The sequence below is a fragment of the Tianweitania sediminis genome (assembly GCF_017813335.1).
Lineage (GTDB): Bacteria > Pseudomonadota > Alphaproteobacteria > Rhizobiales > Rhizobiaceae > Tianweitania > Tianweitania sediminis.
In genome coordinates this window covers 1015551-1030151 of record NZ_JAGIYY010000001.1, presented here as the reverse complement: position 1 = coordinate 1030151, position 14601 = coordinate 1015551, and the positions used below count along the sequence as shown (strand labels likewise).

At 62.7% G+C, this 14601-nt stretch carries 17 protein-coding genes; 8 read left to right on the top strand and 9 right to left on the bottom strand.

What is annotated here, in order from left to right; all coding sequences use genetic code 11:
• Positions 1-127 precede the first annotated feature (127 nt).
• Positions 128-1204, bottom strand: a complete 1077-nt coding sequence (locus J5Y06_RS04965) for a PLP-dependent cysteine synthase family protein (protein ID WP_209333939.1) — start codon at positions 1202-1204, stop codon at positions 128-130.
• A 96-nt stretch (positions 1205-1300) separates the two neighbouring features.
• On the opposite strand from J5Y06_RS04965, the gene J5Y06_RS04960 reads away from it, so the two are divergent.
• From J5Y06_RS04960 to J5Y06_RS04945, 4 genes are all read left to right on the top strand, one after another.
• Complete coding sequence (locus tag J5Y06_RS04960; protein WP_209333938.1) at positions 1301-1450, top strand: hypothetical protein; 150 nt, start codon at positions 1301-1303, stop codon at positions 1448-1450.
• A gap of 260 nt (positions 1451-1710) precedes the next feature.
• Positions 1711-2796: an NAD(P)H-dependent flavin oxidoreductase gene (locus tag J5Y06_RS04955; RefSeq protein WP_209333937.1), complete on the top strand. Its 1086-nt coding sequence runs from the start codon at positions 1711-1713 to the stop codon at positions 2794-2796.
• Positions 2797-3388: 592 nt separating this feature from the next.
• On the top strand, positions 3389-3604 hold the full coding sequence (locus J5Y06_RS04950; protein ID WP_209333936.1) for a hypothetical protein: 216 nt from the start codon (positions 3389-3391) through the stop codon (positions 3602-3604).
• A gap of 182 nt (positions 3605-3786) precedes the next feature.
• Positions 3787-4629 carry an aldo/keto reductase gene (locus J5Y06_RS04945; RefSeq protein ID WP_209333935.1) on the top strand — a complete coding sequence of 281 codons (843 nt, stop codon included), beginning with the start codon at positions 3787-3789 and terminating at the stop codon, positions 4627-4629.
• A gap of 139 nt (positions 4630-4768) precedes the next feature.
• Here the strand turns inward: J5Y06_RS04945 and J5Y06_RS04940 are convergent, their stop codons facing one another.
• Positions 4769-5683 (bottom strand): DMT family transporter, encoded by a 915-nt coding sequence (locus tag J5Y06_RS04940; protein ID WP_209333934.1) that lies wholly within the window; start codon positions 5681-5683, stop codon positions 4769-4771.
• A 476-nt stretch (positions 5684-6159) separates the two neighbouring features.
• Between J5Y06_RS04940 and J5Y06_RS04935 the strand changes: the two genes are divergently transcribed.
• Complete coding sequence (locus tag J5Y06_RS04935; protein WP_209333933.1) at positions 6160-6573, top strand: integron; 414 nt, start codon at positions 6160-6162, stop codon at positions 6571-6573.
• A 60-nt stretch (positions 6574-6633) separates the two neighbouring features.
• Here J5Y06_RS04935 and J5Y06_RS04930 read toward each other — a convergent pair whose 3' ends face one another.
• Both J5Y06_RS04930 and J5Y06_RS04925 read right to left on the bottom strand, forming a co-directional pair.
• Positions 6634-6816 (bottom strand): hypothetical protein, encoded by a 183-nt coding sequence (locus J5Y06_RS04930; RefSeq protein ID WP_209333932.1) that lies wholly within the window; start codon positions 6814-6816, stop codon positions 6634-6636.
• Positions 6817-7020: 204 nt separating this feature from the next.
• On the bottom strand, positions 7021-7245 hold the full coding sequence (locus J5Y06_RS04925; protein ID WP_209333931.1) for a hypothetical protein: 225 nt from the start codon (positions 7243-7245) through the stop codon (positions 7021-7023).
• Between the two features lie 201 nt (positions 7246-7446).
• Here J5Y06_RS04925 and J5Y06_RS23520 point away from each other — a divergent pair, with 201 nt between their 5' ends.
• A complete protein-coding gene (locus J5Y06_RS23520) occupies positions 7447-7602 on the top strand; it encodes a BA14K family protein (RefSeq protein WP_209334390.1) in 156 nt (51 codons plus the stop codon).
• Between the two features lie 756 nt (positions 7603-8358).
• On the opposite strand, the gene J5Y06_RS04915 is transcribed toward J5Y06_RS23520, so the two are convergent.
• Positions 8359-9309, bottom strand: coding sequence for a DMT family transporter (locus J5Y06_RS04915; protein ID WP_209333930.1), 951 nt, complete (start codon positions 9307-9309; stop codon positions 8359-8361).
• 419 nt (positions 9310-9728) lie between these two features.
• Here J5Y06_RS04915 and J5Y06_RS04910 point away from each other — a divergent pair, with 419 nt between their 5' ends.
• Positions 9729-10274, top strand: a complete 546-nt coding sequence (locus tag J5Y06_RS04910) for a hypothetical protein (protein ID WP_209333929.1) — start codon at positions 9729-9731, stop codon at positions 10272-10274.
• 12 nt (positions 10275-10286) lie between these two features.
• The gene (locus J5Y06_RS04905) at positions 10287-10484 is read left to right on the top strand and encodes a hypothetical protein (protein ID WP_209333928.1); all 198 of its coding nucleotides are present in this window, start codon (positions 10287-10289) and stop codon (positions 10482-10484) included.
• 146 nt (positions 10485-10630) lie between these two features.
• Here the strand turns inward: J5Y06_RS04905 and J5Y06_RS04900 are convergent, their stop codons facing one another.
• The 4 genes from J5Y06_RS04900 to J5Y06_RS04885 form a co-directional block, all read right to left on the bottom strand.
• Entirely contained in the window at positions 10631-11464 is an 834-nt protein-coding gene (locus tag J5Y06_RS04900) for a hypothetical protein (RefSeq protein ID WP_209333927.1), read from the bottom strand.
• Between the two features lie 254 nt (positions 11465-11718).
• Complete coding sequence (locus J5Y06_RS04895; protein ID WP_209333926.1) at positions 11719-12486, bottom strand: metallophosphoesterase; 768 nt, start codon at positions 12484-12486, stop codon at positions 11719-11721.
• A gap of 22 nt (positions 12487-12508) precedes the next feature.
• Positions 12509-12868, bottom strand: a complete 360-nt coding sequence (locus tag J5Y06_RS04890) for a DUF6634 family protein (protein ID WP_209333925.1) — start codon at positions 12866-12868, stop codon at positions 12509-12511.
• 185 nt (positions 12869-13053) lie between these two features.
• The gene (locus J5Y06_RS04885) at positions 13054-14598 is read right to left on the bottom strand and encodes an AAA family ATPase (RefSeq protein WP_209333924.1); all 1545 of its coding nucleotides are present in this window, start codon (positions 14596-14598) and stop codon (positions 13054-13056) included.
• Positions 14599-14601: the final 3 nt, after the last annotated feature.

The following is a 14601-nucleotide window of genomic DNA, read 5'->3' as shown; positions in this document are numbered from 1 at the left end:
CCTGCGCGATCTGCGCAGGATCGGTCCGTATGGCCTCAGCGGGACTCCGTCATCCACCCTCCCAGCTCCGCCTTGCCATCAAGCATGGTGATGCCCAAGTCGACCGTGTGCACTGCATCCGATCAACTCAGTGCAACTCGCCGCTTTCCAGAAAACGCTTCATCTGGTCCTCGACCTCCGAAACGTCGATGCCTCGTTGCCTGAGCCAGGCATCGTCAAGGATCGTGCTCCGGTAGCGGTCTCCTGAATCGCACAGCAGGGTCACCACCGATCCGGATTCGTTCCGAGCCTTCATTCCGGCGATTACACGTGCGGCCGCATACAGGTTCGTCCCCGTCGATCCGCCACACGACCTGCCGATGTGGCGCGAAAGTGCGCGGGTGGAACCGATGCTTGCGACATCCGGAACGGAATAACAGGCGTCTATCAGTTCCGGCAAGAAGGAAGGTTCGCACCGCGGCCGTCCGATCCCCTCAATCAAGGAGCGCTCTCCGGAGCCCGAGACGACGCAGCTGTCAGCGAGATGCCGGTGAAAGACTGAACTTTCCGGGTCCGCCAGGCAGAGCCGGGTTTGCATCCTCCGATAGCGGATGTATCGGCCGATGGTTGCAGAGGTCCCACCCGTGCCCGCTCCCACGACGATCCAACTTGGAACCGGATGCCTCTCGTCTGCCATCTGCGAGAAAATTGACTCCGCGATGTTGTTGTTTCCGCGCCAGTCCGTCGCCCGCTCGGCGAAGGTGAACTGGTCCATGTAATGGCCACGATGCTTCGCGGCCAGCCTTACGCTCTCCGCGTACATGTCAGAGGCGTTTTCCACGAAATGACACTGCCCTCCGTAGAACTCGATCTGCGCGACCTTCTCGGCGGAGGTGGAGCGCGGCATCACCGCTATGAAGCGAAGATGGAGCATCTGTGCGAAATACGCTTCGGACACCGCCGTCGATCCACTGGAGGCTTCCACGATGACGGTCCCAGGCCCGATCCAGCCGTTGCAGAGGCCGTAAAGGAAAAGCGAGCGTGCCAGCCTGTGCTTGAGGCTGCCCGTCGGGTGCGTCGATTCATCCTTGAGGTACAGCGCGATCTGCGGGCATGCCGCGATCGGCACCCGAAGCAGGTGGGTATCGGCGGACCTGTTGAAATCCGCCTCGATCTCTCGGATGGCCTCTTCCACCCAGATCCGGTCGGCTTCGTTCTTGAACATCTCGATGCGCCTCGTTGTTGGTCGCGCCGTGACTAGCATCATGCAGTGGCACACTGAAGCCGAACGGCCCGACCGCGACGCGTTGCTTTCAACTTCGTGACCATCATCACGTACATCGTCTACGTCATTCTCCGCGAGGGGACTTCCGATGAGAGCGGTATCGCCATCGGCGTGCTCGACACGCGGCTGTCCGAAGTTGACCGGAACATCCTGATGCACTTGGCATCATCCCGTCAGGAGCCGTGATCTGGAGGACTCGATCTAAACGAGGTGATGTACAAGCTAGCCGCTCCGGGTTCGGCCGTCCGACCCTCTGACACCCAAGAACGGCCGCCTCCCTGCTTGCGCTGTCGACTTCAAGACGGGCACGACGTGGCTTCCGACATCGAGGGTATCTGCTTGGTGCACGAAAGTTGCACTACGAAGCAGCTTCTTTTCGTTTGTTCTCTTCTGCACCTCCAGAATAACACTGGGACCATGTTCAACCGAAGGCAAAGAGCGCACCGATGCCATGGCCTGACCGACGACTGCTTGATGTGCTGGAAATCGAATTCCCCTTGATCCAGGCGCCTATGGCCGGCCCGGTGTTCTCGGACATGGTCGTAGCCGTGGCCAATGCGGGCGGGCTGGGTTCCCTTCCCTGCGCCACACTGACAGCCGCCGATGCCCGCAGCGAGCTCGAGGCCATCCGGCAGCAGACCCGCCGACCGATCAACGTCAACTTCTTCTGCCACGCGCCTTCCACCCCGGATCCAATGCGGGAGGCCCGCTGGCGCGAGCGTCTCCGGAACTACTACCTTGAGGTCGGGCTCGACCCTGACCGTCCCGTTCCTGTCTCCAACCGCACTCCATTCGACGATCGGCTCTGCGAACTGGTGGAAGAATTTCGGCCGCAGGTGGTGAGTTTCCACTTCGGCCTTCCAGAGCGACGACTGCTCGACCGGGTTCGGGCCACGGGCGCGACAGTCCTTTCGTCGGCCACCACTGTGGCAGAGGCGCGCTGGTTGGAGGAGCATGGCTGCGATGCCATAATCGCGCAGGGGCTCGAAGCAGGCGGGCACAGAGGCAACTTCCTCCATGACGGCCTTTCGACACAGGTGGGCACCTTTGCGCTGGTACCGCAGGTGGTCGATGCTGTTAAGTTGCCTGTCATCGCGGCAGGCGGAATCACCGACGCGCGCGGCATCGTCGCCGCATTCGTGCTGGGAGCTGCGGCTGTTCAGATCGGTACCGCCTACCTGTTCACGCCGGAAGCTAGGGTTGCTGCTCCGCACCGCCTCGCCCTCAGAAGCAGACAGGCGGAGGAAACGGCGCTCACCAACGTCTTTACCGGAAGGCCTGCGCGCGGCATCGTGAACCGCGTCATGCGGGAGGTTGGGCCAATTGCCGCCGATGCGCCCGGGTTCCCGCTTGCGGGTGGCGCGCTGGCGCCACTGCGTGCTGCCACGGAACCGCAGGGTTCGGGAGACTTCATGTCACTCTGGGCAGGCCAGGCAGCCTCGCTTGGACGAGAGATGTCGGCAGGGCAGCTGACGCGCCAACTAGCGTCGGAAGCGCTAGCCATGCTGAACGGGCTAGCGCTGTCGCGTTGATACAATCGAGGCGGACCTAGAGCTGCCGCGTCAGGAGCCGAAGTCGTCTGTGCCCGGGTCGACCGACATAGGCGTGCCGCTGGTGACTGCCATAATCAGCTTTGCGAAGAACGGCCGCAGAGGCCGTAAGCTGCAATGGAACAGCGGGATCGACCGCAGTCACCGCTATGATCCCGATGCCAGGGATGTCTTAGAAAACGCAGGTGAACGCCGAGTTCTCATCCAGTGCGAGCCTGCTCGGCCTGCCGCGAGATCTTGCCACCGTCCAGCAACCGACTCATGCCGAGCCTACCGATCCGTATCTGGCTCACGGGACCTTCCATTGCGTCAAGACTCCGGGAACGGCCATAACTGCTTCTCCGGTTATGCGGCAGTTCTCTCAGGAACCCTCTCGGGCAACCCATGCACGCTGCAACTGCACGGCCGACAGCTTCAGGTCGGATGCCGAGATTCTACACCCGCTAGCCCTCTAATACCCTTAAACGAAGCTCGCGCCGCTCAGGAGACCGGCAACGGTCCGCGGCGATGCTGCGAGCGCCTTCCAGTGCAGGGTCCTGCGTGAGGAAGCGACGTGGATGACGAGGCATGCAGCATGTCGCTCGGAAGATCCACGTCCGAGAAGTGGCCGTCGGGCATCGTCGGGGAGTTCACGTGGCCTCCCGGCGCAAAGACGGTCGTGCCGCGGGAAGGCGACCGAGCCGAAGTGAACGGCACCGACACCGTAGCCCGCGTAGACAGCGTATCCGGAACCTGCTTCCTGAACCGATCCTCGGGCAACGACTTCTGCGTCAGGCGAGCAGAGCGGTAGCGCTTGTGGCATCGTCCGCAGACTTCCCTGCCTCTACCCGCAGTCAAGCTCAGGGGGCAGATCAGCGGTACGGATGCGAGGACCCGTCGGAAGGGCACTGCATGGGCAGGCTTTCGCATCGGAGCTTTACATAGCCTCTTGATGCCCCACTTCGACTTGGATGCCGCAACGGAGGCGCTGCCATGAACACCCTTTCCGGGACTGAACTCCGGTCCGGAGCGACCGTGCCCACGCTCGGCCAAGGAACGTGGCACATGGGCGAAAGCGCGAGCGGAGAGGCCGCCGAAGTCGCCAGCCTGCGGCGCGGCTTGGACCTTGGCTTGGCGCTCATCGACACCGCGGAGATGTACGGCTCGGGACGTGCGGAGCGGGTCGTGGCGAAGGCGGTGAGCGGTCGACGCAACGAGGCTTACATCGTCAGCAAGGTTCTTCCCTCCAACGCTTCCGGTCGCAAGGTACGCGAGGCGTGCGAACGCAGCCTGCGCCACCTCGGCATCGAGCAGATGGACCTCTACCTGCTGCACTGGCGCGGCCGCATTCCCCTGGCGGAGACCGTTACGGCTTTCGAGGACCTGAAGGCCGAGGGCAAGATCGGCGCGTGGGGAGTTTCCAACTTCGACACCGACGACATGGAAGAGCTCATGGCTGTCCCCGGCGGCAGCAACGTTGCAGCGAACCAGGTGCTATACAACCTCGACAGCCGCGGGATCGAACATGATCTCCTTCCATGGTGCCAGAAACGCGGCGTCGCCGTCATGGCCTACTCCCCGCTTGACGAAGGGCGGCTTCTTCGGGATGCGCGCCTCGCAGCTTTTGCCGCGGCACGAGGACTTACAGGCGCTCAGGCAGCTCTCTCCTTCGTCCTGTCCCGGCCCGGCGTAATTGCGATCCCGAAAACATCCTCCGCCGAGAGGGCGCAAGAGAACGTGGAGGCCGCGGAACGTATCCTGATGCCCGAGGACCTGAGCGAGCTCGATCGCCTCTTCCCGCCGCCGGAGGGCAAGCGACCGCTGGCGATGATCTAGCTTGGGAGGGATTGGCGGATCCCGGCGCGGGGATCAGGGTGCCGCGGGCCGCGCAACGCGCTCCTGTTCCGCCGCGATCTTTGCGAACGATGCCTGCCTTGGCCTCCGAGCCGTCCCCCGTTCGCGAAAGCAGGCGCATTCACGTTCCGGAGCCCGCCCGCGCCTGGTTCCGTGTTGTCACCTTCCTGTCGCTTCCCGCAGGCCACAGCGCAAGCAATGAAGCAACGAAGATCAAGGCGAAGCCGACCAGATCGGCCTCATCCGGTCGTTCGCCGAAGCCGATCGAGGCGAGAACGCCGACCACCGGAACCATCAACGTTCCCATTGCGGCCGCACTTGCGGAAAGCCGTCCTACGAGGTTGAACCACAACAGATAGGCAAGTGCTGTTCCCAGGAAGATGCCGTAGATCAAGCCGGCGGCGGAAAGCGCGTCCATCCGGTTTCCGAAATCCGCTCCGTCCACCAGGAACCCTATCGTAACCGCACAGGTGCCAGCGACGAGCTGCCATGCCGCAATGGCCAGCGGATGGCCCTGCACACCAGACCATTTCAGGTACACTGTTCCGGCACTCCAGCTGACGGCGGCTCCGAGGGCATAAAGCGCTCCTATGGGAATCCCTTCCGCAAACAGCGGCCAGAGCAGCACGGCCAACCCGCTTGTTCCTGTAACGAGCGCGCCGGTTCTTGCCCGGGTCAAGCGTTCCTCCAATACGATGCGGGCAAGCAGCGTGGTCCAGATGGGCATGGTGTAGGCGCAGATACTGGTGCGAGCCACCGATGTTTCAAGAAGGGCGAATGCAGAGAAGATGCCAAACCCGCCGATGTTCAAGATGCCGGCGACCGCCAGGTGAAGACGCGGCATGCCCTTCGCGATCGCCATCGAGGTACCCCACCACCGCGAAGCAAGCATCAGGTTACCTGCACCAACGCCGAAGGTGAGCGTCCTGAAAAACCAAGGCGAGATGTCCGCCAGCGCGAATTTGCTTGCGAGCCAGTTTAGCCCCCAGAGGAGAGCGACCAAAAACACCTGTGCGTGTGCCGCTCTGTCTGACATGCCCGTTCCCGCGTATACCGCCAGCTTTGGCAGGAAGTCACTTCCAGCCGCTACTCCTGTTACATGAGTTTGAAAATCGACCAGCCGACCAACTGGCACAGGTGTTTGGGCCTGCGCCCGGTAGCCGTTGAAAAAGCCTACCCGCAGCAGCTTCGGTGTCCGCAGAAGCCAGTCGCGATGAAGAAGGGATGATCTTGCTCCCAGGCTCCGCTCCTTGCGACCCTAGATGAACGAACGACGTGTTTTGCCTGAGGCGATTGCACCCTCTGCACCGCACGTGCGGTCCTGCCTCGAAATCAGGACGCTTGACCTGGGCCCCTGCCGCAGGACTGCTGCCTCGAAACCTTTCTCGGCGACCGCAGCGATCGGCCCCAAGCTCACGGAAACGGAAGGGGCTGACGGAGGAAGCGTGTGGCTGATCGCAAGGGATCCGCCCGCGAGACATCCGCGTTGGGGCCGACGGAGGATCTGGATCTATGACCGCGAAGACGCAGACATTCCTTTTGGGCATGGCCCTCCTGGCTGCCGCGACGACATCCAGCGGCTCGCAGGAAGGGTTCAAGCGGCCTTCCAAGCCCGTCATGATCGAGGGCGGAACGGGGCTTGATCCATGCTCAAACGCCTACGTGAAAGGGCTTGATCCAAACGGCGACGGCTGGCTGGCGGTCAAGGCCGCACCCGACATCAAGTCGAAGAGGATCGACAAGATCCACAACGGCCAGGAGGTATTCGTCTGCGCGGAAAGAGGTGACTGGCTGGGAGTCGTCTACATCAAGGGCGACTTCGAACCGTGCGGCGTCACTACGGACTGGCGCGAGACGGCACCTTACACCGGACCGTGCAGTTCCGGATGGGCGCATCGCAAATTCATCGAGATCTATGCAGGCTGAGGCGGGCGCCCTCGCCCCGCCGGATCTTTTGCAGGCACTTCCGCAGGGCGCAGGAGCCCGCTACCCCCAATAGAACTCCGCAAACGCTGCCAGCGCGGCAGCGTCGTGTACAGCAAGGTGGAAGCTAGGATTCCCGCCCGCAGGGCCTTCCTCGATCTCCTTTCTGACTTTGATGCCGTGGGCGCTGCACAGCCGGTGGAAGGCCACCAGGGATTCCTGCGGAATACCGATGGTGATCAGCATGCGATCAAATCTCCTGCCAAAACGCAATTCCGCAACAGCGGGCGCTGGCCAACGCTTACGAGGCCGTTCCGAGGATCGGAAGGGTGCTCCCGGCAGTAAAACCGTAAGTTGATCGACGTGCCAGCACATCCCCAGCACGCTCGTGCCGTCTCGTTCCGGGAGGGCCACAGAACGGAGACGCCACCGACGATGGTCTTGGCCGCACTAGCTCACGCGAGGACGGACCCTTCGGCCGAAACTCGCCGCCATCAACGCTGAAGCATGCCGGGCGGACAGAAGGCGGTCGATCGCGTCCCGGGTTATTTTCTCGGGGGAGCCCGTCACCGCGCTCTCGATGCAGGCGGTCAGTTCAGCCTCGTTCAGCAGTCGGTCGATCCTCGCAACATTTGCAACGAGATCCTCTGTGATTTCGGAAACAGGCCGCGTCATGTCGTGCTCCGGTCGTGGTGCCTGCTTCGCGAAGTATCGACCGCTGTTGTTTCCTGAAGCTGGAAACGGCGAAAGGAACCTCCCGAGAATCGGTTCGAGCGCAGGAACGGACGGGCCTACGACAACGGCCGCTGCGGCTATCGGGAGCGGCGGGCAGGCTGCCGCGAACATGAAGGCGTTCGGTTCCCTTCGGCAGCGTTCATAGCAGGAGCCATCATTGGCGGGGCAACAGCGGCCGCCGCGCGCGCATTTAGCCGCCGTCTGCAGTGGTGGCACGACCGCTATCGGTCCTACCGCATGACTGACAACACGTTCCAGCCCGACACGGGCCGCGCCGCCAGGTGGCTCGCCGTATAACTGAGCCTCACGTGAAAACCGCCGCTGGCCTAAGGGTTCTGCGGCGGCATCTCCCGTCTCAGGCGTTGCCTTCGGTCGGGGTACCCTCGTCCAAGGCATCATCCGGCGGCAGGTAGCCGTTGCCGATTGCCTAATCCCGCAGCGCAATGGCCACGGCTGCGTTCAGGGGCACGTCGAAGGTTTCCGCCAGGCGCTGGACGACCTCGTGGAGATCCTCTTCCAAGGCGAGCTTGATGATCTCAGGCAATCTTGAGGCCGCCTTGTCCCAGCGCCGCACGGCGATGGCCGCCTTTCAAGGTGTGCTCGCCCGCTTGCTTGCACTTGTGGTCTGCCACCATGCGTACTCCGTGCTTGGCATTGACCTCGGACACTCCATAGGCAATCCTAGGCAGCGTTGGCGAAGTCGGTTGCCTCGGGTCCGGGCAAGGCTGCCAATGCGAGAGGCGTGGCAACGTCAGTCTTGGAGAGCAGCAGAACGCCTCCCGCGAACGCTGGACCTCCAGCCTGCGGGCTGTCCCGTCTCGAGCAGCCACAGCCGAGCGGAACTCGCTTTCGGGTCCCGCCAAGGGCAGTTTGCCAAGCACGATGTCAACACTACGTCCATATCGTAGTTGAAGGTGTTGGGGAGCCTCTCCATTCCACCGCTCCGGATACTTCAGCGAACGACAGCTTACGACCCCCGTTGAGGCATCCTTGCGCCTGCTACTTGATTTGCCAGCGGCCATTCGCCTCCCGGCCCGCAAGGGTGCCTCCGAGTTAGCGAGCTAGTTCCCTTGGTAGCCTTAATCTGGCGAGAGCCCGTTCGCGGTTGATCACATAAAGCCCAGAGGAGACGATGACGGCGATCCCGGTCCAGATCATGCCGCCGGGAAAGTCGCCGAAGAACAGGAACCCGAAAATTGTACCTGTAACGATCTCCAGATAGTTCAAGGGTGCCAGCGTGGAGGATGGGGCCAAGGAGAGTGCATACGTAATCGCCAGGTGGCTCACCGTCGCCGCGGCTCCAACTGCCAGACAGGCCAGCCAGATAGTCCCGGCAGGCAGCACGAAGCTGAATGGTTCAATGTCGGCAGCCGTACCGATGGAGAGCAGCGTAATGCAGATGAGGCTCGCTGCGAGTGCTGTGTTCAGCTGCATCGTCACCGGATGCTGCTCGCGGCTGAGATGGCGTGTCACCAGCATGTACAGCGCGAAGAAGAAGGCGCAGCCCACGGGAAGCAGAGCCGTGGCGCCGAAACGGGCGAAGGATGGCTGGATTACCAGCATCGCGCCACAGAAGGCCACCACCGATGCCGCGATGCGACGCGCACCGACCTGTTCGCCCAGAAGGAACCGTCCCATGAGGAGCAGGATGAAGGGAGACAGGAAGGTCACTGCCAGTGCATCGGCAATCGGCATGACCCTGACCGCAGCTACGAAACAGATGGTGGAACCGATGTTGGCCAGCGCGCGCAGAAGGATCAACCGGGCGATCGATGCGTTCATCCTCATAGGCAAGCGCATCAAGAGCACGATCGGCGCCATAAGCGCTGCCTGAACAAGGAAGCGAGCGAGGGTCACCACCCCTGGCGACACAGTCTGCACCGCGATCTTTGAAGCGACATCGATCAAGGGAGCGACGATACAGAAGACCAGCATGAGGCCAATCCCCGGCAGGATCCGGTCGACGGATGGGACATGGCTGGATGGGGTGGCGGCTCTGCTCATGCGCTCGAATCGTTTCAGTACAGCACTACATCCATACCAGGACACGATGCCGACGCAGGCGTTCGGAAGTCCTTAGATGGCCTCCTTGCGACCGTCTAGGGAAGCCGTTCACCGGTGGCAATCTGAAGCAGCGCTTGAACGGTAGGTGTAAGCCCTCTCCTTCAGGCCTTCGCCACATTCGGGCTTGGAGCAGACAGCCGTGGCGGGTTAGGAACACAGCTCCGTTCAGTCGGTCGCGCATCTTGCCCGGTGGTCGATGTGATCTGACCCAAGTCGTGCTGTCCGTTCCAGCGTTTCTGCGATTTTCCGTTGCTCATCTAATCCATAAGCGGTGCGATTGTAGACCCATGTAGCGTGAGAAAACCGACGGAGATCCATAAGTTGAATCGTCAGGCGGTTGCTTCCTCCAGACTGCTGAAATGGTCGAACGTCGACAGTCGCTCGTGATCCTGGACATCGGCGAGGGTCGTTCCTTCAGCGCTTGTGACGCGCATCTCGACCTTGATGTCGACCGTGGCGATTCCGACGGCTTCCTCCGTGCCGAAGGTCTCCGTCAGCAGGTGGTCAAGATTCTCGGCTGCGGGTTCGTCTTCGCAGACGAAGAGGAACGTGATCTCGTAGGGCCCCGCCTCGTCGTCCGGCTCGACTTCACCCAGATCGCGAGGATGCCCTCGTGGACCGGGCCCTCGCCGAACTTCGACTCCAGCCGCTTCTCCAACGGTTCGGTGACGATCTCCTTCATGAGGGTCACCAGCCTGACGGGCTTCCGGTGGAACCGCAAACGAAAAGTCCGGCTCTCGGTCGTCGAGGGCGGAAGCATCCGGAACGGCTGTGTTCGCCTTCTGTGCACCGGAAGCTGCCGGTCCGCTGCCTGGAACCCGGAATTCATGAATTGGTTATCGGGAAGTGCTACAAGTGGTCCGTTTATTGACTTTCGTGATCTGAAGATGGATAAACGGCTCTGAGAGAAGACTGAAATGGTCGCCAAGGCAGAATACTTCAGCGTGAAAGACCGTCGTGCAGCCAAGCAGCGCTCGCGCGATGCGGACGAGCGACGTCTTGCTTCTGGACAGGTTTCCCCCCGCCAGCTCAAGGTTGAGAACGGACTGTTTTCAGTCCTCGATCCTTCGAAGGCCCGAATCCTGTTACGGCGGGTTGCCATCTCTCTTGCATGACTGATGATGCGGGCCGGTTCATTGCGGCCGACGTAATAACCATCGCGTCCAAGCTGTCCATTGAGGACAGTGCCTTTGTAATCGGCGGCCAATAGCCGTGCTGCACTTCCAGGTAGCCGTTCCGCCTGGAAAGCGAGAGGCCCGGCTCAGGCAGCTACGGCTTCGCTACCCAGACTTTCGGCCTGCTCCTCAGGATCGACGGGCTCGAACTCGTTGAGTGCAGCTTCCCACCGCAATCGCGCAGCGGCATCAAGGATGCCGCTGCCTCGCGCCACGAGTTCAGCGGCAAGGTCATCGCGCCAATCGCTGCCGATCAGGGCCTGCTGGAAGATGTCGAGGAACTCGACGGGATCGATATCTGGCATCTCCTGGTCGAGCATCCCGAGGAAGTCCGCTTTCAGGACAGGCGACCACCGCTCCCAGTTTCGGGAGACGTAGCGGTCGAAGTACTCGCAGCCCACCCCGATCCTCCCGCGGAGGCGGAGTATGCCTCCCCGGTTCGCGCTCACGAGCTCAAGGGCTTCTCCCAGGCTCAGGACCTCGAGCCGCTGGAACTCGATTCCGCTGGAGTTGGCTCCGATGCTCTGCGAACCGAGAAACGCGAGCAGATCCCGCTTCTTTTGGATAACAGTTGCGAACGCCGCCATGGCGACCGACCGCGCCGCGGTATCAACGTAATCTGCCAGTTCAGGCTGCCTGAGAGACTGCCTCCGGAAAGAGCTCTGCAGGGCACCAAGGCGATCGAGACCCACCTCGGCAACCTGGTCCGCCCGGGCGGACGTAATCGCGAGGAACAGGTGCACGCGGTTGCTTTCTTTCGTCGCCGTGGACCAGAGCAGTTCGTGAACGGCGTAGGCCCCCGCACCCGTACACGGAAAACCCGCTGCTTCCAGCAAGGCAGCGATCTGCGCGGGATTGTGGCAGTGCCTGTCCGACACGAGCATCTGCTCTGCCCTTTCCCAGAAAACGTTCAGGTTCATCGCGCACTTCCTCTCTGGCTCGCCATCAAGGCTTGTCCGGATCCACAACGCTGGCAACCCCCGACCTCGACTTTGCTTCCAAGACAGGAAGGATGGCGGGTTCCAGGAAACGGGAGACGGGAGGTGCCCATAACCGCTAATTCGGTTATGGGTGCCGTGCCGTGCAGCATCGGCAGCGCCACTGAGCCGGGGCAACCAGCGGGTGTCTCGTCACGGCGCGACGGCACCCTCAACCCCGGCAGGCGCAAGTCAGGTCAAGGGACCGGAACCTCGACGACCAGCGCAGGATCGAACCGCCCGTTCTCGTCGGCATACCCGCGGGGATTGCAGATGACCCTGGTCGCCCCGTGGATGTAGTCCAAGGACTCATGCACGTGGCCGTGCACCCAAACGGCTGGCGCGGATTCATCGAGAATCTCCGAGAGGTCCGATGCATAGGCGGCGTTCAGCAGGTCTCCCTCATGCTCCGCGGAGAGCGATGCCTTTAGGGGAAGGTGGTGGGTGACGACCACGAAAGGCCCGCCTGCGGACCGAAGTGCGGCGGCGATGAACGAACGGGAATCCTGGTGAAGCCTTGCGGCGCTTTCAGGCAGGAATCTCTGCCATGGTTTCCTGCGGAGGGAAATTTTCCGGTAGTCGTTCATCCGCTCGCGCGCATGCGCCATGGCCAGCAGCCGGTGACCCTCGATCCGGAAGTCGGTCCAAAGCGTCGCCCCCACGAAGGTGATGCCGCCCAGGGACGCGGACCCGTTCTCGAGAAAGTGGACCCGCCCGCTTGTGACTGACGCCGAGCGGCCTCCCTCGATGCCCTCCAGGATGCTGCCTTTATAGAACTCGTGGTTTCCGGCGACGTACACGCAGGGCATGCTTCCGGCCACGTGCTCTTCCAGCCAGCGCACTCCTGCCTCCGGCCCGCGGCAGAGGTCGCCCGCGACGACGCAGACATCCGCGTCAGGTACGACGAGCGGCTGGCTCAGACGAGCGTACTCGAGATGGAGGTCGGATAGGATCCAGAGCCTCATGACAGCCGACCTTTCCGATGCCTCAAGTCTCGGCTGCGCGCACGGCACTGCCAGGGAGAAAGCCCGGTTCGCCAAGCCGATACCAGCGGGAAAGGGTACGCGCCCACGCCTGGTCCTCGGAAAGAAGGAAGAGCTCGGACGTCGAGATGAGGCGGTCCTGTCCGCACAGTTTCGGGTGCCCCGTCGAGAGCCCTTCGAGGTACATCTTTTGGCCTAGGCGAGGCGTCCAGCTTGCGAGCATCGGAGGCTGGTTGCCGGCCAGCTCTTCGGGCGAAACTCCGCGCCGGATCGCTTCGATGTCCGACACGAGGGAACCGAGCTTGCCCAGCATCCGGTCGAGCGGCGGATTCGGAGATCCGTCCCGGTTCAGCTTGATGACCATGTCCCCACCTGGCTCCTGTTTGTCGAAGGCTTGCACGTACCCGTGCCGCAGCCTGGAAGATCGTTCCGAATGAGACCCGCGCTGAGTTGGCCCGTCACGTCGCAGGGCCCTGCAGGAACGACCGGATCGAGCTCGTCATGTCCGAGGCGGGGACCGGAGTGGATCGTCGGCTTCATTTAACTGCCTCAGTGGCTCTGCCCGCCGGCATCCCGGGTCTTTATGATGCATTCCACGAGGCGCTGCAGGACACGCATCGATCCGCCCTGCCAGGCGGAGGAGAGCGCCTCGAGCTCCATCCCGTCCAGCGGCATCGCCCAGCGCGGATCCAGGTTCCTTTCTGCGTAGCCGGCTTGCAGAAGCCGTGCCGCAAGCACGCCCAGGTCCCCCGCGCGCGGATCAGGAAAGCGGAGGAAACGCAGCCTGTCGCGGAGCGGATGCGGAATCGGGTCCGGAGCGTTCGCCGTCATGATCCAGGTGACGTGCCGCAGGTCGCACGGAGCCAGCACGTACGGGTCCATCCAGCGCGCGGCGGACTCCTGTTCGAGAAGGCCGAGAAGGACGTCGTGCAGCGCGCCGTTGTTGCGGCTCACGCCCGTCTTGTCGATCTCGTCCAGGACGATGAGCGGACCGGCGCTCTTGGCCCGCCGGATCGTGATGACGGGAAGGCTTGGCTGGCCCGTGTGCCACTGGCGCGGTGTCCCCCCGAGCGAGGAGTCGGAGATGCCGCCACAGGGAACCACCTCGCAGGAGAGTCCGAGTTCTTCTGCGAGCCGACGGGCGAACCTTGTCTTCCCGCTGCCCGGGCTTCCGATAAGGACCGTTGGCGGGATCCGCACGCAATCACGGTAAGCAAGGGGCCCCAGCATCAAGTCAACGATCTCTTCCGCATACGGAAACTCGTGCAGGAGACGGCGACGGACAGCCGCGAGGTCGTTGGGTACCCCCGGCAGCGGAAGGCGAACGCCTACGACCCCGGAAAACTCTATCTGCACCTGCTTTCCCGCTGTCGTCGTCGCGTTCCCTATCCTGGTGAAAACAACCACGCCCTCCTGCTGCGCCCTAGCGACGGATAGGGGCTCTTTCTCGAACGAGAGTTCCTCAATAGGATCGGGATCAGCGTTGAATTCCGGTTCAGGACCCGCTTCATCCCGTGCGTGCTCGAAGACGGATCGGAAGCTGCGCCCGATGGATTCAGCTTCGCCGTTGATACGCGATGCGTAGTGATTACGGGGCACTCCCAGCGTGGATGCTTCCATCCGGGCTGCCATGGTTGCCCATCCCAAAGCTTCCAGGGCAAGCCGGAACCTGTCTTCGGGACGCCAGTACCGTTCGTCGAGCGCTGCCTTCGCCTTCGCCGCCGCAGTCAAGGCGATCGCGTCCGACCTCCCGAGGTTGGCGAGATAGATGCGGCATCGCAGCCGCACCGCTGCCCTGGAAAAGGACCTGTCGGTGGGCACGTCTTCGAGCTGCCTGACAATGGCATCCACGGAATCCTCCAGGCAGCCGAGCTCGAGCTCGTCAAGCGCCAGCGCCAGAGGGTCCAGGGCGGGCTGCCTTCGCCTGCGTATGCGGCGCGCGAGGCGGCTGGCAAATTCGGCGGCATCCTTGTTGATGTCGTTGGAGAGGAAGCTCATGCCGCGCAGCAGCTCTCGCTCGTCGGGGAGATGATCGCCGCGCGCTGCAGCACGTTCGCGGCGCCTGTAACGGCGCGTGATCGGATCGTCCGCCATGTG

Bases quoted from the DNA above. Each gene is read 5' to 3' on its own strand.
- J5Y06_RS04965 (WP_209333939.1), bottom strand. From the start codon at position 1,204: ATGTTCAAGAACGAAGCCGACCGGATCTGGGTGGAAGAGGCCATCCGA.
- J5Y06_RS04955 (WP_209333937.1), top strand. From the start codon at position 1,711: ATGCCATGGCCTGACCGACGACTGCTTGATGTGCTGGAAATCGAATTC.
- J5Y06_RS04950 (WP_209333936.1), top strand. From the start codon at position 3,389: ATGTCGCTCGGAAGATCCACGTCCGAGAAGTGGCCGTCGGGCATCGTC.
- J5Y06_RS04945 (WP_209333935.1), top strand. From the start codon at position 3,787: ATGAACACCCTTTCCGGGACTGAACTCCGGTCCGGAGCGACCGTGCCC.
- J5Y06_RS04940 (WP_209333934.1), bottom strand. From the start codon at position 5,683: ATGTCAGACAGAGCGGCACACGCACAGGTGTTTTTGGTCGCTCTCCTC.
- J5Y06_RS04935 (WP_209333933.1), top strand. From the start codon at position 6,160: ATGACCGCGAAGACGCAGACATTCCTTTTGGGCATGGCCCTCCTGGCT.
- J5Y06_RS04930 (WP_209333932.1), bottom strand. From the start codon at position 6,816: ATGCTGATCACCATCGGTATTCCGCAGGAATCCCTGGTGGCCTTCCAC.
- J5Y06_RS04925 (WP_209333931.1), bottom strand. From the start codon at position 7,245: ATGACGCGGCCTGTTTCCGAAATCACAGAGGATCTCGTTGCAAATGTT.
- J5Y06_RS04915 (WP_209333930.1), bottom strand. From the start codon at position 9,309: ATGAGCAGAGCCGCCACCCCATCCAGCCATGTCCCATCCGTCGACCGG.
- J5Y06_RS04910 (WP_209333929.1), top strand. From the start codon at position 9,729: ATGGTCGAACGTCGACAGTCGCTCGTGATCCTGGACATCGGCGAGGGT.
- J5Y06_RS04905 (WP_209333928.1), top strand. From the start codon at position 10,287: ATGGTCGCCAAGGCAGAATACTTCAGCGTGAAAGACCGTCGTGCAGCC.
- J5Y06_RS04900 (WP_209333927.1), bottom strand. From the start codon at position 11,464: ATGAACCTGAACGTTTTCTGGGAAAGGGCAGAGCAGATGCTCGTGTCG.
- J5Y06_RS04895 (WP_209333926.1), bottom strand. From the start codon at position 12,486: ATGAGGCTCTGGATCCTATCCGACCTCCATCTCGAGTACGCTCGTCTG.
- J5Y06_RS04890 (WP_209333925.1), bottom strand. From the start codon at position 12,868: ATGGTCATCAAGCTGAACCGGGACGGATCTCCGAATCCGCCGCTCGAC.
- J5Y06_RS04885 (WP_209333924.1), bottom strand. From the start codon at position 14,598: ATGGCGGACGATCCGATCACGCGCCGTTACAGGCGCCGCGAACGTGCT.